15 protein-coding genes, 1 pseudogene and 1 riboswitch are annotated in these 14,014 nt (G+C 63.5%); of the genes and pseudogenes, 7 read left to right on the top strand and 9 right to left on the bottom strand.

Annotated elements, in window-relative coordinates:
* Positions 1 to 153: 153 nt before the first annotated feature.
* The 3 genes from AB6802_RS08485 (at position 154) to AB6802_RS08475 (ending at position 5,277) form a co-directional block, all read left to right on the top strand.
* Entirely contained in the window at positions 154 to 3,429 is a 3,276-nt protein-coding gene (locus AB6802_RS08485) for a tetratricopeptide repeat protein (RefSeq protein ID WP_371009605.1), read from the top strand.
* Between the two features lie 23 nt (positions 3,430 to 3,452).
* Complete coding sequence (locus AB6802_RS08480) at positions 3,453 to 4,223, top strand: hypothetical protein (protein WP_371009604.1); 771 nt, start codon at positions 3,453 to 3,455, stop codon at positions 4,221 to 4,223.
* Positions 4,224 to 4,404: 181 nt separating this feature from the next.
* The gene (locus AB6802_RS08475) at positions 4,405 to 5,277 is read left to right on the top strand and encodes a DUF2167 domain-containing protein (RefSeq protein ID WP_371009603.1); all 873 of its coding nucleotides are present in this window, start codon (positions 4,405 to 4,407) and stop codon (positions 5,275 to 5,277) included.
* A gap of 225 nt (positions 5,278 to 5,502) precedes the next feature.
* Here the strand turns inward: AB6802_RS08475 and AB6802_RS08470 are convergent, their stop codons facing one another.
* From AB6802_RS08470 to AB6802_RS08455, 4 genes are all read right to left on the bottom strand, one after another.
* Positions 5,503 to 6,516, bottom strand: coding sequence for an ABC transporter substrate-binding protein (locus tag AB6802_RS08470; RefSeq protein ID WP_371009602.1), 1,014 nt, complete (start codon positions 6,514 to 6,516; stop codon positions 5,503 to 5,505).
* Positions 6,509 to 7,273 carry an ABC transporter ATP-binding protein gene (locus AB6802_RS08465; protein WP_371009600.1) on the bottom strand — a complete coding sequence of 255 codons (765 nt, stop codon included), beginning with the start codon at positions 7,271 to 7,273 and terminating at the stop codon, positions 6,509 to 6,511. The genes AB6802_RS08470 and AB6802_RS08465 overlap by 8 nt, the downstream gene beginning before the upstream one ends.
* Complete coding sequence (locus AB6802_RS08460; protein WP_371009962.1) at positions 7,270 to 8,094, bottom strand: ABC transporter permease; 825 nt, start codon at positions 8,092 to 8,094, stop codon at positions 7,270 to 7,272. The genes AB6802_RS08465 and AB6802_RS08460 overlap by 4 nt, the downstream gene beginning before the upstream one ends.
* 216 nt (positions 8,095 to 8,310) lie before the next feature.
* The gene (locus AB6802_RS08455; protein WP_371009599.1) at positions 8,311 to 8,919 is read right to left on the bottom strand and encodes a YkoF family thiamine/hydroxymethylpyrimidine-binding protein; all 609 of its coding nucleotides are present in this window, start codon (positions 8,917 to 8,919) and stop codon (positions 8,311 to 8,313) included.
* A riboswitch (TPP riboswitch) is annotated at positions 8,910 to 9,022 on the bottom strand. (Overlaps the previous gene by 10 nt.)
* A gap of 202 nt (positions 9,023 to 9,224) precedes the next feature.
* Here AB6802_RS08455 and AB6802_RS08450 point away from each other — a divergent pair.
* Positions 9,225 to 10,313, top strand: a complete 1,089-nt coding sequence (locus tag AB6802_RS08450) for a GSU2403 family nucleotidyltransferase fold protein (protein ID WP_371009598.1) — start codon at positions 9,225 to 9,227, stop codon at positions 10,311 to 10,313.
* 97 nt (positions 10,314 to 10,410) lie between these two features.
* A complete protein-coding gene (locus tag AB6802_RS08445; RefSeq protein ID WP_371009597.1) occupies positions 10,411 to 10,761 on the top strand; it encodes a hypothetical protein in 351 nt (116 codons plus the stop codon).
* Positions 10,762 to 10,874: 113 nt separating this feature from the next.
* Here the strand turns inward: AB6802_RS08445 and AB6802_RS08440 are convergent, their stop codons facing one another.
* The 3 genes from AB6802_RS08440 to AB6802_RS08430 form a co-directional block, all read right to left on the bottom strand.
* On the bottom strand, positions 10,875 to 11,108 hold the full coding sequence (locus AB6802_RS08440; RefSeq protein ID WP_371009596.1) for a DUF2934 domain-containing protein: 234 nt from the start codon (positions 11,106 to 11,108) through the stop codon (positions 10,875 to 10,877).
* 108 nt (positions 11,109 to 11,216) lie between these two features.
* A complete protein-coding gene (locus tag AB6802_RS08435; RefSeq protein WP_371009595.1) occupies positions 11,217 to 11,426 on the bottom strand; it encodes a hypothetical protein in 210 nt (69 codons plus the stop codon).
* 82 nt (positions 11,427 to 11,508) lie between these two features.
* A complete protein-coding gene (locus AB6802_RS08430; protein ID WP_371009594.1) occupies positions 11,509 to 11,808 on the bottom strand; it encodes a DUF1236 domain-containing protein in 300 nt (99 codons plus the stop codon).
* 234 nt (positions 11,809 to 12,042) lie between these two features.
* On the opposite strand from AB6802_RS08430, the gene AB6802_RS08425 reads away from it, so the two are divergent.
* Positions 12,043 to 12,351: a DUF982 domain-containing protein gene (locus AB6802_RS08425; RefSeq protein WP_371009593.1), complete on the top strand. Its 309-nt coding sequence runs from the start codon at positions 12,043 to 12,045 to the stop codon at positions 12,349 to 12,351.
* Positions 12,352 to 12,470: 119 nt separating this feature from the next.
* On the opposite strand, the gene AB6802_RS08420 is transcribed toward AB6802_RS08425, so the two are convergent.
* Together AB6802_RS08420 and AB6802_RS08415 are read right to left on the bottom strand one after the other, a co-directional pair.
* Positions 12,471 to 12,560: a putative RiPP precursor gene (locus tag AB6802_RS08420; protein ID WP_371009592.1), complete on the bottom strand. Its 90-nt coding sequence runs from the start codon at positions 12,558 to 12,560 to the stop codon at positions 12,471 to 12,473.
* A gap of 333 nt (positions 12,561 to 12,893) precedes the next feature.
* Complete coding sequence (locus AB6802_RS08415) at positions 12,894 to 13,115, bottom strand: hypothetical protein (protein ID WP_371009961.1); 222 nt, start codon at positions 13,113 to 13,115, stop codon at positions 12,894 to 12,896.
* 447 nt (positions 13,116 to 13,562) lie between these two features.
* Between AB6802_RS08415 and AB6802_RS08410 the strand changes: the two are divergent.
* Positions 13,563 to 14,014 (top strand): annotated as a pseudogene (locus AB6802_RS08410) (hypothetical protein); the annotation flags it as partial.

Here is a 14,014-nt window from a genome sequence, read left to right as displayed (position 1 = left end):
GGTCGCCCCGGAAGCCGACTTCGCCCTTGTTTGGCCCACTGCAACAACAAGAATGCGACCACTGCAATTTCTGCTTGCATTTTGGAACAAAGGCAGAACTATATCAGCAATTCCGGCCGCAGCCGTAGCAACTCCGGGGGGAGGATCAGAAGCATGTCACGCCGCACCGGCGCGCTGGCGCGCGCGTTTGTTGCCTGGCTTCCGCGCGGACCGCTGGCGGTCCTGGCGGCGATGCTGGTGCTTGGCGGGTTGAGCGCGCCGGCGTCCGCCGTCGTGAGAGACTATGCGCTTTGCTTCGGCGATGAAAAAAGCGCCGGCGATGACAAAGCCGCGACAACCGGCCACCGCATCGCCGCCTGCACCGTGATTGCCGAGGACGTTACGGAAACGTCGTTTTTGCGCGCCAAGGCCTATTTCTCCAGGGCCCTCGCCCGCGACGACAAGGAAGACTGGGATGGGGCGATCGCCGACTATGGCCAAGGGATCGCGCTCGATCCGAAGCGGGCTTCGGCCTATTTCAACCGTGGCACCGACTGGTTCAACAAGGGCGAGGACGACCGGGCGATCGCGGACTTCACCGCCACGATCGCCCTGGAGCCGTCCGCCGGCGATGCCTTCGCCGGCCGCGGCTCGGCCTTCCTGCGCCAAGGCAAGATCGACGCGGCCATCGTCGACTACCAGCAGGCTATCCGGGCGGATCCGAAAGATGGCGGGGCGCATGCCGGCCTCGGAACGGCCTGGAATAAGAAGGGCGAGCACGACAAGGCGATCGCGGAATATGACGAGGCGATCGCTCTCGACCCGACGAACCTGCTCGCCCTGATCGGCCGTGGCTTCGCCCGCGCCAAGAAAGGCGAGCTGGACCGCGCCATTGCCGATTATGACGCCGCGATAGGCGTGAACCCGGAAAGCGCGGTGGCCTATGCCACCCGCAGCGGGGCCTGGCTCGACAAGAAGGATTGGGTTCGCGCGATTGCCGACGCCAACAAGGCGATCGCTCTCGATGCCGGGAACACCGACGCCTATTACTACCGGGGCGTCGCCTGGGCCAACAAAGGCAACAACGACCGGGCAATCGCCGATTTCGACCAGGCGATCGCCCTTGATGCGAACGACGCCACAGCCTTGATCGGCCGTTCGCTGACACGGGCCCGAAATGGCGACGCCGCCGGCGCGGCCACCGACTGCCGAAAGGCGATCGCGTTCGATCCGACAAAGACAGGCGCTTGCGAAACCGGACAGGTTGAGGCTGGGGCGGAGTCCGCGAATAAGGCGGCCAAAGAACTGGCGCCACCCTCTTTGAACGAGGCGCTGAAGGCAACCGCCAATCGAGTTCGTTCCAAGAGTGCAGCCATTCATATCCAGGAAGGTTTGAAGCAGCAAATCTCAGGCGACGTGCCGGGCGCGATCGGTTCCTTCAGCTATGCCATCTCGCTCGACCCTGACAATGCCGAGGCTTATTACGACCGGGCGCAGGCCGCAGCCTCGCAAGGAGATTATGACCTCGCCGCAAAGGACTGCCGGCGTGCCGCCGAGTTGGACCCACGGCGTGCCGATGCGTGCGCGGCGCTCATGGCCAGCCAGCAAACCGTTCAGGCCGCCGGGACAGCGGATCAGGCATCCGCCACGCTGGATCCTTCCAATGCTGCTACCTGGTACATAGAGCAAGCATTGCAGGATCAGCAGGAAGGCGACGTGCCAGGCGCGGTCTATCTGTTCAGCTATGCCATCAAGCTCGATCCCGACAATGCCGTTGCGTATTTCAACCGGGCGCTAGCAGAAGCCTCTCAGGGCCACAACTATCTTGCCGCTTCGGATTGCAGGCGCGCCGTCGAACTCGATCCGCAATACGCCGGCGCGTGCGCCCCGCTCACCGCCGGCAAGCAAACCGTCGCCGTCATCGGGGCCAGGGATCGCGCTGCGGCAAAGGTTCTGCTTGAGCGCGCTGAGACGCGGCTTGCCAAGTATAGTTTGGACGGCGCGCTGCAAGATTTTGATAGGGCTATCGCCCTCGATCCGGAAAGTGCGTACGCCTATTTGGGTCGCAGCTTGGCCCGGACGTTCAACGGCGACAAGGCCGGGGCAGATGCAGATTGCCGCCGTGCCGGCGAACTCGATCCTAAGCTGGTCTGCGACAGCCCAGCGGCAGGCGACAGCGGTAGGCCCGCTCCGCCGTCGGACGCACGGCACCCGAAGCCGGCGACCGCCGCTTCAAAGCCGCAAGCCGTTCGCCCGAATTTGGCGGCCACGCAGGACACACTGGCTGCAAAGTCGCTGGAGGCGAAGGATCCGCGCGCCCTGCAAGCTATCCTCGGCGGCGATGCCTGGCTGGACATGGGCAAATACGACAAGGCGATCGGCGCCTATGACCAGGCGATCGCGCTCGACCCCGACAACCGCTTCGGCTATTTCGGCCGGGGAAGAGCGAGCGCCGCCAAAGGCGACTACGGCCAGGCGATCGCCGATTTCGACCGGGTCATCCAGCTCGCCCCCAATTTCGCCGCCGCCTATTTTGGCCGCGGCCTGGCCAAGGTGACCTCCGGCGACGCCGATGGCGCTCTTGCCGACTGCGAGCGGGCCGCCACGCTCGATCCGAAGGCGCGCGAGGCCCACTACTGCAAAGGCATGGCCTGGCACGCCAAGGGCGACGCCGGGCGCGCGATCGCGGCCTATTCGGTGGCGATCGCGATCGATGCGAAGGACGACGCCAGCTATTATGCGCGCGGCATGGCGCGGGCCGACCGCAAGGACTATGCCGGCGCCACCGCAGATTTCGACCAGGCGCTCAAGCTCGATGCGGGCAACAGGGATTATGCCATCGCCCGCAAGGCAGCGTCGGCGGCAGGAGCCGAGCTCGGGCCAGAGGCGGCCACCGCGAAGAGACAAAACGGCGGCATCGACGACACGTCCGGCCCCGAGGCGGTGGCGGCGCTTCTCGAGCGCGGCGATGCTTTCTACAAGAAACGCAAATACGCCCGCGCAATTGCCGAATATAGCCGCGCCGTGACGCTGGCTCCGACGGAGCCGACCGCCTATTCCGCGCGAGCCCTGGCGCGCTTGCAGAGCGGCCAATATGACGGCGCGGTGGCGGACTACAGTCAGGCGCTGGAGCTCGATCCAGATTACGTCGAGGCTTACAGCGGCCGCGCCTTCGCGCTGGTGAAGAAGCGCGAGCCGGAAAAGGCCATAGCCGATCTCGACCGTGCTATAGCGATGAAGCCGGACCACGCACCCTATTATTTCGGACGCGGCAGCGCCTGGTACTACATCGGCGACTTCGACCGTGCCGTCGCCGATTTAGATCGGGCGATCGAACTCGATCCCAAATTTGACATTGCTCGTCAGAGCCGAAAATTGGCGGTGGCGGCGAAAGAAAAATCCTCGCGCTCGACCGACCGCAAGAAGGCGCGCAGCCTCAAGTCGAATTAGCCATCGAGTATCGGGAGGGGCGGATGTCGAATTGGAAATGGCTGCAAGTGGTGGCGGTCGTCCCTGTGAGCATAGTCGGGACGAAAGTGCTGCTACCGATGTTCGGTGCCGGCGGATATCACCACTATCAGTTGGTGGAGACGCCGCCCCCGATGCTGACCACCGCCGACGTCGATGCGGAAATCCGGAAGCGGGGCTTGAATATCTTCCAGGCGATCGAAGAGGAATTTCCGGACGACTACGATGTGATGCTGCGCAAGATGACGGCCGCGACTCATAGCGGAAGTACTGCAGATGTCCGCAAAGTCAGCAGCCAGGCGGTCGCCGACCTCAGGCATCGATATGCAGCGCTGCTGCGTTCAACGCCGGATAGCGAGGCCTCGCAGGCACTTTCCGCGCAGCTCGACATGCTCAATCAAGTCATGGCGCGGGAAACGCCTGCCAGCTGCAACAATTTCCTGCGCAATGGGCCGGACGCCATTAGCGCTCCGGGTCACGATTTCTCAGCAGACCTGGACAAGGTGGGCGCCACGCTGATCCGTGCCTTCGGCGCTGCCGAAAGAAGCGGCTTGCCAGCGGCGATGCCTGTCGATCAGGATTGGTCGATGGTGGCCGATGCCTTCGCCAAGATTGGCGGCACGCCGGCCGAGTTGGACGCGATCTCGAACGCCAGGCACGACTTTCCTGGTCTGTGTCCAGCCATGGCGAAACTGTATGAGGCCGCCCTGCTGCTCCACGGCGAAGCCGGGTGGCACATCAAGACCGCCTTGCTCTATGAACTTGCCAGGAATTAGGCGATGGGCGACGCGCGGATGCGAGCTTGAGCTTTCAAGCCAAATAAGGGCCGCTTGAAAGATTGTGTATCGCTCTCAACATAAGGAACAAAAAAAGAACTTTCCTATCTTGTACTTGCTTTCGAAATCCCTTTAGATCACCGTTGCGTGAGGTTGGGGTCCGGTCTGCCGGGAAGGGGTCATGAACAAATCGGTCAGGGAGAATCTGTTTTTCATCCTGGTGGCGCATGCCTGTTTGCTGGGGCAGCCGGCCATCGCGCACGCGGAGGATGCGAATTATCATCCGCAAAATTTCAGCCAGCCTTTGACTGCCGCAAGAGGCACGATAACGCCGTCGGGAGGTGGCGCCTTCTATCTGAAGCCGGAGGACCGCTGCAACCTGGTGGTGAAGGAATTCGGCTGGGACCGCGACCAGTGCTCGACGATCGACCAGCTGATCTTCGGTTTCACGCCGGAGATCGATAATCTCACGGTCGAGAAGCCGGTGTCGGACGGTTATGTCAGCCTGGCCGACTGGGACAGCGGCGATCGCAGCCAGGAAATCGGCTCGATCGAGGAGAGCTTCAAGGATTCGGTCAAGGCGCAGTCGCAGCGGCTCGGGCAGGACATCCGCTTCGACGGCTGGCTGGTCTACCCGCAGATCGATAAGGGCAAGAACATCCTCTATTACGCCAACATCCTGAACTGGGGCGGCGACAGGACGATCAACATCTCGGTCTCGATCTTCGACCGGCAGGGCTATGTGCCGATCAAGATCGTGCCGGTGAACGGCAACATCACCAGCGATGACGTGCAGAAGATCGTCACGGCATCCGCGGCCGCCTACAGACCGCAGGCCGGTTCGTCCTATTTCGAATACTCCAGCGGCGACAAGGTTGCCGGCTATGGCGCGCTGGGTGTGCTGGCGACAATGCTCGGCGTCAAATATGGCGGCGCCGCCAGCGCCGGGCTCATCGCGCTGGCGTTGCTGGTGCTGAAGAAGGGCGCCTTCCTCGTGCTGCTGCCTTTGGTTTGGCTGCGGCGGCTGTTCGGCCGGAAGAAGGCGGATAGCTGAGCGAGTGGGGCAATGAGCCGACCTGCCAAGGTTAGCGTTCCTTTGCCCCCCTCTCTGCCCTACCGGGCATCTCCCCCTCAAGGGGGGAGATTAGCTGCGGCCGCGCCGGCTCTCCTTGGCGATTGGCGAAGCCGGTGCAACATCTGATCTCCCCCCTTGTGGGGGAGATGTCCGGCAGGACAGAGAGGGGCGCTGTCCCGCCAGCCGACGGCTTCTTAGCCTCCCCTACCCCAGAAACTCATTCGTGAAGTACGCCCTTAAATCCGGCTTTTCCTGCAGCGCCTTGCCGTCGCCATCACGCAATATGCCCGAGGCAAACAGATAGCCGCCCATCGCTTCCATCTTCGCCTTGTCCATCGTGCCGATAGCGCCGTCGGCGCTTTTCAAAAAATGTCCGTCGTTCAGCGCCTTCAGCGAGGCATGAATCAGGGCCGGGTTGGTCAGCGTGTCCTTGCTGGCGGCGAGCAATAGTTCGCCGGCTTCCCGCGGCTGATCGACAGCCAACGCATAGCCACGCTGCGTTGCCTGGACAAAGGCCGCGGCCGCCTTCGGGTTGGCGGCGAGGAAAGCGTTGCTGGCGACGATCAGCGTGGTGTGCTCGTCCGGCACGCCGTAATCGGCATAGCGGAAGCTGCGCTGCTTGAGACCTTTCAGTTCAGCCTCGACCCCTTCCCAGGTCGAGACTTCGAGCGTGAAGTCGACCGCGCCGTTGGCCAGCGCCTCGTATGCCGAAGTGCCCAGCGTCACCGTGGCAAAGTCGCCCTTGCCTCCGTCATGGCGGATGATGGTCGAAATCAGCGTGTTTTCCCAGGCGCTGCCGAAGCCGCCATAGGTCAGGCCGTCGAGATTCTTCGGGCTTTTGATCGTGGCGCGATCGGCGTTGAAGACGACGCGGCCGGTCTCCGACTGGACGACGGCGTAGACGGCTTTGAGATCGGCGCCGGCGCTCTTCTGGGTGAACAGGCCGAGCGAGCCGGAAATGCCGAAATCGGCGACGCGGTTGGCGACCAGCGTGCCCGAACCGGTGTCGCCATAGGGCAGGATTTCGACGCTGAGACCGGCATCGCGGTAAAAGCCTTTGTCGCGGGCGACGAACAGGCCGATATGGTTGGTGTTGACGGTCCAGTCGAGCGCCACGGTGATTTTCTGCGCCGCGGCACGGGTGCGAGTGACGGCAGGCAAAGGCAGGCCGGCGGTGAGCGCCAGAAGCAACGCCTGGCGGCGGGTCAGTTCAGTCATTTTCTCTCTCCGGTTCGGGAACTCCAAGCAGCGTGTCGAGGATGCCGGCCTCGATGGCCGCCGCCTCGCGGGCAAGGGCCGCACTTGCGCCGCGCGGGCGCGGCAGCGGCACTGCGACTTCGCGCACCACGCGCGCCGGTCGCGCCGACAGCACATAGATGCGGTCGGACAGAAGCACGGCCTCGCGCACGTCATGGGTGATGAGCAGCGCCGTCCAGCGGTGGCTTTGCCACATCGTCTCCAGCCAGCGCTGCATGGCGGCGCGGGTCAGCGCATCGAGCGCGCCGAAGGGCTCGTCGAGCAGCAGCATGTCGCGCTGCTGCACCACGGTGCGCAGCAGGGCCGCGCGCTGGCGCATGCCGCCGGAAAGCTCGGCCGGCCAGGCACGCTCGAAGCCGGCAAGGCCGAACTCGGCAAACAGCGGCGCGACGCGTTCGCGCGCGGCCCGGCGCGGCACGCCCTGCACCTCAAGCCCCAGTGTCGCATTGTCGATGACGTGCCGCCACGGCATCAGCGCGTCGCGCTGCGGCATGAAGGCGAAGCGGCGGCCGTGGTCGTCGAGCGGCGCGCCATCGAAGCGCATCTCGCCCTCGCCCTTGAGCGCGCCGGTGAGCAGCTGGAACAGCGTCGACTTGCCGGCGCCGGACGGTCCAAGGATCGAGACGAACTCGCCTTGGCCGACATCGAGCGAAATGCCAGCCAGCACATCGAGCGCGCCGAAACCTTTGCGCACATCGCGAAGCTCGAGCCGCGTCATGGCCGATCCTCGTTCGAAGGCCGGCGGCCCGCCTGTTCCCAAGGCATGGCAAGGCGCTGGACGAGCACGGCGAGACCGAACAGACCAAGCGTCAGCGCCGAGCTGACGGCGACGGCGGCAAGCACCAGATCGGGGCGGAAATTGTTCTTGGCGTTGAGCATGTAGATGCCGAGCCCCTTCGCCGCGCCCGCATATTCGGCGAAGATCGCGCCGACCACCGCATAGGTGATGGAGATGCGCAAACCGGCGAAGAAAAAGGGCAGCGCCGACGGCAGCCGCGCCAGCCGGAAGACGCGCCAGCGCCCTGCCCCCATGGCGGCGAGCATTTGCGCGATCTCGGTCGATGTGGACGCATAGCCTTCGACCAGCGCCACCATCATCGGGAAGAAGGTGACCAAAGCCACCAGCAGGATCTTTGGCACCAGCCCGAAGCCGAACCACAGCACCACGAGCGGCGCGATCGCAACCAGCGGCAAGGTCTGGCTGGCGATGAGCAAGGGAAACAGTGCGCGGCGCAGGCGCGGCAGGAAATCCACCAACGCCGAAAGGATAAAGGCGGCGGCGAGCGAGCAGGCAAAGCCGGCCAGCGTGGCACGGATGGTGGGCAGTGTGTTTTCGGCCAGCGCCGCACGGTTCTCCCAGGCTTGCTGAAGCACGCGCGATGGCGCCGGCAGCACGGTGGGCGCGATACCGCCGAGGCGGGCGTAGAGCTCCCAGGTGAGCAGCAAGAGTGCGAATGCGAGGGCGGCGGGGGCAAGCTTGGCGACGGCGTTCGCAACAGCTGATCTCCCCCCTCGTGGGGGAGATGGCCGGCAGGCCAGAGGGGGGCGCGAAGGAACGCCAGCTTGCGAAATTTGCCTTGCGGGATCAGACGAAGATCTCTGCAACCAATGGAAGCGTCGGCGGGACAGCGCCCCCCTCTGGCCTGCCGGGCATCTCCCCCACGAGGGGGGAGATTGGCTGTCGCGACCGCTTTCGCCAATCGCCGAAGGCTCTTCCCGCTTACCGGAAACCACGATCATGTCCAAACGCGCCGCTCAAACCGCGGTCGGGCTGTTCGCTGAAATCGTTATGTCGAGGGTCACATGCCCGGCGCCCGGACCGAAGCGGCAGAAGGCTTCGGCAAGCGTGGCGAACACCGCGCCGGCATCGCCGCGCAGCTTGGTGCAGAAGTTCTTGGAGCGCTCGAAGACGCCGGAGTTTTTCAGGAAGTCGATGCAGCCATAGATCTCGTCCATGTGGTCGCCGGTGCCCATCACATAGAGCGAGAATTGCGCCGCCGTCGGCTGGCCGGTCGAAGGCGTTTGCGCGACTGCGTGCAAGGCTGCCGCCTTGCGCTCGTCAAGCGGGAGCACCGGGCCGCCGATCTCGTCGGAGCGGCAGATCGGATCGTCCGGCTCGCCGGGGCAGCCGCGCGAGACGGCCGCCGAGAGCACGCAATGCTTGCCGCTTCTGGCCGCCGCCACGAACAGGTCGCGCATGGCGGGGAACAGCACCTCGGGTGGCCCGACCAGAAGTGTCGAGATGTCGTCGGTCTCGATGCGCAGCTTGTCGCGGTACGGACCAAGCGCGCCCAACGCGCCGAGGATGACGCCGACGAAATCGTCGGTCATCGGATAAAGAGAAATCTGTGCGCCGGAAAACATCGCCCGCCTCGCTCCGCTGGTATTATCCAGATCAGCTTTAGGGTCCGGAAGCTTGCCGCCGCCATCTCAGCCCCGACGATACGGAGCACCCCTGTGGATAGGGGGTTTAAAGCACTGTTTGCGACGATGGGGAAGCGGTTTTTGCGATCGTCGGTTGGGCCAGGCGCCCATCTCCCTACGGGAGATATTATCGTTATAAGATTTTCACCATTTTCTTATAACAGTCTTGCAATCCGGCTCATTCACGCGCAGTTATAAGAAAATTGCAAAAACCTTATAACGCCGGATATCAGCCGGGAGCAGCCATGAAAACCATCGATCTCGCCTATCGAACCCTCTACGCCGAATTGGTGCAGCGCAGTCTCGACGCTTCCTTCGAAACCGAATTCTCGACGGCGGGCAATTTCGTACGCGTGCCGGTCAAGGGCCGCGATTACTGGTATTTCGAAGAGACGCGTCCTGAAAAGACAAGGCGCTATGTCGGTCCCGCCGAGGATCCCGAGATCGCCAAGCGGGTGGCCGCCTTCAGGGAGATCAAGGACGATCTCAGGAGCCGCCGCAAGCTGGTCTCCACCCTGGTGCGCGATGCTGGGCTGAACGCGCCCGAGACCTTCACCGGCGATGTTGTCGAGGCGCTGGAAAAAGCCGGCATCTTCAGGCTGCGCGCGGTGCTGGTCGGCACGGTCGCCTTCCAGACCTATGCCGGATATCTGGGTGTACGCCTTCCAGGCGCCGCGCTGCAGACGGGCGATGCCGACTTCGCCCAGTTCCATTCCGTCTCGGCCGAGGTCGACGACAGCATGGCGCCGGTCATCGAGGTGTTGAAAACGGTCGACCCGACCTTCCGCGAAATCCCGCATCGGACGGATGCCGGCCGCACGACGCAATACGAGAACGCTTCACGCTACCGGATCGAATTCCTAACGCCGAACCGCGGCAGCGACGATCATGCCGATCGCGCCAGCCTTATGCCGTCGCTGGGCGGCGCCTCGGCGCAGCCGCTGCGCTTCCTCGACTTCCTGATCCGCGACCCGGTGCGGACGGTGCTTTTGCATCGCTCCGGGGTGCCGGTGCTTGTCCCCTCGCCCGAGCGCTTCGCCGTCCACAAGCTGATCGTCGCCGCACGCCGCGAACGAAGTGCTGCGGCCAAACGGGAGAAGGACCTCCACCAGGCCAGCCTGCTGGTCGAAGCGCTGGACACCACGCGGCGACAGGATGACCTCGCATTTGCCTTCGCCGAAGCATGGCAGCGCGGCGACGCCTGGCGCGAGGCGCTGCGCAAGGGGCTGAGCCTGCTGAAGCCGGACAGGCGTGAGATGGTGGACCTGACGCTGGGAAGAGCGCTCGGCGAAGCGCATATCGACGTCGAGGGTTTTACGATGCGGCTTGGTTAGCACCCCGAAGGGGCATGTTAAAATCGTTCAACTTGTACGAAAGCCGATTGACCCTTCGTCGTACATAAAGTACGATTATTTCTTTGAGGGAATCTCCTTGAGCACCGCGAACCATGCCGCTTTCGCCGACCTCTCCCGCCCATTGCTGTCGCCATTGCCGCTTGCCGAGCGCGAGCGCCTCGCCGGCGCCTGGCGCATGGCCAGCCAGGACATCGCCGACGACATCCGCTTCATCCGCCAATATCTGAAGGTGATTGTCGAGAAGGACCAGCGGCTATCGACCGGCACGCTGGTGCATGGTCGCGCCTATGTCGAGGCCTGCGCGGCGTGGCTGCCGGAGACCGTGACGCGGTATCTGAGGAATCTCAGGCTGATCAGCGAGTGCGAGGGCGCGATGATCGCCGCCGGGGTAAGGTTTGCGACGTCGAGCGATGCGTGGGACGCGTGAGACTTCACGATAGGCTGGCGCAACCAGGCGCGTTGCTGCCTAGCCGGGAGTGGCCGCGCCATAGAGGGCACGCCAAACGCGCCGGATCGAAAATCGACTGGGCGACTGGGCCGTCAGGCCTTCTTCTTGGCAGGCGCCTTTGCCTTGGCGGGTTTTTCCGCCTTCGCGACCTTCGGCTTGTCGACCTTTGCCGCGGCGGCCTTCTTGGAAGCTTTCTTCGGTTTCTCGCCGTCGATCTCGGCCGTCGCCTGGTCCCAGTGCTCCATATGCGCGCCTTCCGGCCGGCCAGCCTTTTCCCAGATTTCGTGCGCCCGCTGGCGAATACGCTCGTGCCTGTCGTCCGTCACTGTCGTCTCCTTGGATTGGGACCGATCACCAAGGAGAAACATTAGCCGAATTTTCGCGTGCCGTCTTCGCCATCACGCAGAAGCGACCGACTTAGGCCGCAATTTTCCTCAGTGCGCGTCGATGACGACCGCGACGCCCAGATGCGCTGCCTTCTTTGTGATCAATCCGGCCAAATCCGCGTCAGAGCGGTCGGTTCCCGTGCGCTGGCGCAGCAAGGCGATCGCCTCCTTCATCGACAGCAGCCCGGTCCTGTGCTCGGCCAGCAGCTGGTCGACCGTGGCAGCGATGTCTGGTGATTCCACATGTGGATGATGCATGACGCTTCCTCCTCCCAAAAGAGGAAGCTTCCCGCCACTTCAAAAAATGGCGGGAAGCCTTGGCAAATGCGTGAGCTTCACGTCATTCGATGACCTGGATCACCTTGCGGGTGCCCGGGTCGATCAGCACGGTGTGATCGTTGACGACAGCGTAACGATACTTGACGTCCGGCACCTGCTGCAATTCGACAGTATCGGGCACCGTCGAGCCGACGCCCAGCTCGAGGCCAAGCACATTGACGGAAGCGAGCTTATGCTTGTGGACATATTCCTTGACCACAGTCTGCTGCTCAGGCGTAACGATCACCTCGTCGGCGGCCGCGATACCGATGCCGGCCATCAGAGCGAAACCTGCGATAGCAGGAATAAGAGTGGTTTTCATCTTTACTCTCCTGTTTCGTTGGCGAGCTCCGCCTTGCCTCCGCGAGGGCGGAAACACCGACAGGTCGAACATGGGAGCTCGGGGGGAAAAACGCCCTTGTTTAGGTCTTGTTCCGTCAGCGGCGCCTAATTGATGCGCCGGCCCCGGCGCGGAACAGTTGCCAGCGCTCCGCATTTAAAGGCTTTGGCACACACGAAAGGCGACGTCATGCATGAAGGTCCGGTCAGGAGCGACATGGCTTTTGGAGCCCCGGTGGCCATCGCCGTCGGCGCCGGCTTCAAGCGCGAGATCGCCTCGCTCACCGAAATGCAGAATTTCCTCAAGGAATGGCCGATAGCGGCGCGCGGCGAGAGCTACCAGATCGCGCGGCGCGCCTGCGAGGCGGCGCGCGGCGGGCAGATGGATCTCGGCGACGTCCGGCGCGCCTTCCTCGTCTTTGCCAGGCAGGCGGGCATCGTGTGGACCGGCGCCGATCCGGTGACGATGCTGCGCGAAGCAAAGATCAGGCGGGTAAAGGCGCGTGAAAGCCAGGCGCGGCACTGACCGGAAGCCAGAACATCCGCGTATAGGGGAAGTCCCTTACAAGTACCCCTTCATTTGAGGCAATTGCGGACGGAACGCCGTTTCATACTTGTCGTGGAATCGCCCTAAAGGCGCCCGCCTCACGGCACAGGCACGGCCGAAGGGCTGGCTATGACGGAGCTCAGTCTCTGGCGCTTGACCAGCACCGGCTTTTCATAAGGTTTCTTCATGGCGGCCGCTCCTGCCCGTTTCGATTGCACGGAGCCTACGCCGGGATCGGATGCTGTCAACAAGTTACAGCCAGATGCCGCGCCGCGACGACCGGTTGCTGCGAGCCCGGAACGGTCGCCGTTGCCGGCGACAGTTTCTCGCGCTTTGTCAGCGCTGGCTTATGATGGATCTTCATGACGGCGCCCCTGGTTCCGATAAGGGCACAATAGCCGGTCGTCCAGCGCGGTAGACCCCGGTCGCAACTGCCGGCTCCGACGTAAAAGGGAGCGACACAGTTCGCCGTCTGATCGAGGCCGGTGGCGGATCGATATCGGATGAAGGGAAGGTCGAAGTCAGCTTGGCGTTTGCTCGCCCAGCGCCTCGGCGAGAAAGGACGCGGCGATCAGGTCGTCCGCGTCGATGCGTAGGGAGCCCTCGCCGCCCCCCATGATGGCTGCGACCTTCTGGAAGGCCCGCATATCGTGTTCGGTGATCCTGGCGTCTTCCATCCTGGCTCGCAGATCGGCGACACGCATCCCGAGCGAGCGGGATGTTCCGATTTCTCGTTTCGACATCTTGGTCAAGTCTCCTCCCCCAACCCGTGCCTGTTACGCCGCCGCCCGAATCCGCATCCTGCTCATGCTTGTGTTCTTGATGAGGCAAATGCGAACACAAAGCCGGCAACGCATGCTCCGGGCGAAGGTTCCGTTAGCATTCGGTAACAAAATAAAACTGGGTTAATGGCCCCCCGGCTGGTGGGAGGCCAGCAGGATGCGCCAATCAACGACCTTGACGATCTTGCGCGCGAGCCGAGGCGACAATGACGGTCTGGTTTCGACGGCGCCTAGCTTGTGCTCGGCGTGTGCCGGCTGCGCAGCAATTTCGGATCCTCAAGCAATTTCGGAACAATGCCTGCGAACGCGGGTTCCTCAAATGAAGGGACCGACTTTCCAAGGAGATATCCCATGAAACATCTGCTTATCACGAGCATGATCGCGCTTGGCGTCGGTTGCGGCGCTGCTATGGCGCAGACCGAATCCGTCCAGCCGAGCGGCAACGACAACTGCGCAGCAGGCACGGCCGACTGTCAGAAGGGCGGCAAGGCAGGCGAACAGGCCCAGGGCAAGATGAAACCCCAGACTGAACAGAAAGCCCAGGGCCAGGCCGGCACCAAGACCAATGACCAGGCCCAGGGCAAGATGAAGCCCCAGACCGAGCAAAACGCCCAAGGCCAAACGGACACCGGCGCCGGGCAGAACGCGCAGGACAACACCAAGTTGAAGAAGAACCAGCAGGCCCAGGACAAGACCAAGGTCCAGACCGATCAGCAGGCCCAGGGCAAGGCCGGCGCCAGCACCGAGCAGAACGCCCAGGACAACACCAAGCTGAAGAAGAGCCAGCAGGCCCAGGACAAGACCAAGGTCCAGACCGATCAGCAGGCCCAGGGCAAGGCCGGCGCCAGCACCGAGCAGAA

It is taken from the genome of Mesorhizobium sp. RCC_202, from assembly GCF_041355295.1.
GTDB lineage: Bacteria > Pseudomonadota > Alphaproteobacteria > Rhizobiales > Rhizobiaceae > Mesorhizobium.
The sequence above is the reverse complement of the archived record's forward strand: the minus strand, read 5'-3'. Positions and strand labels throughout refer to the sequence as shown.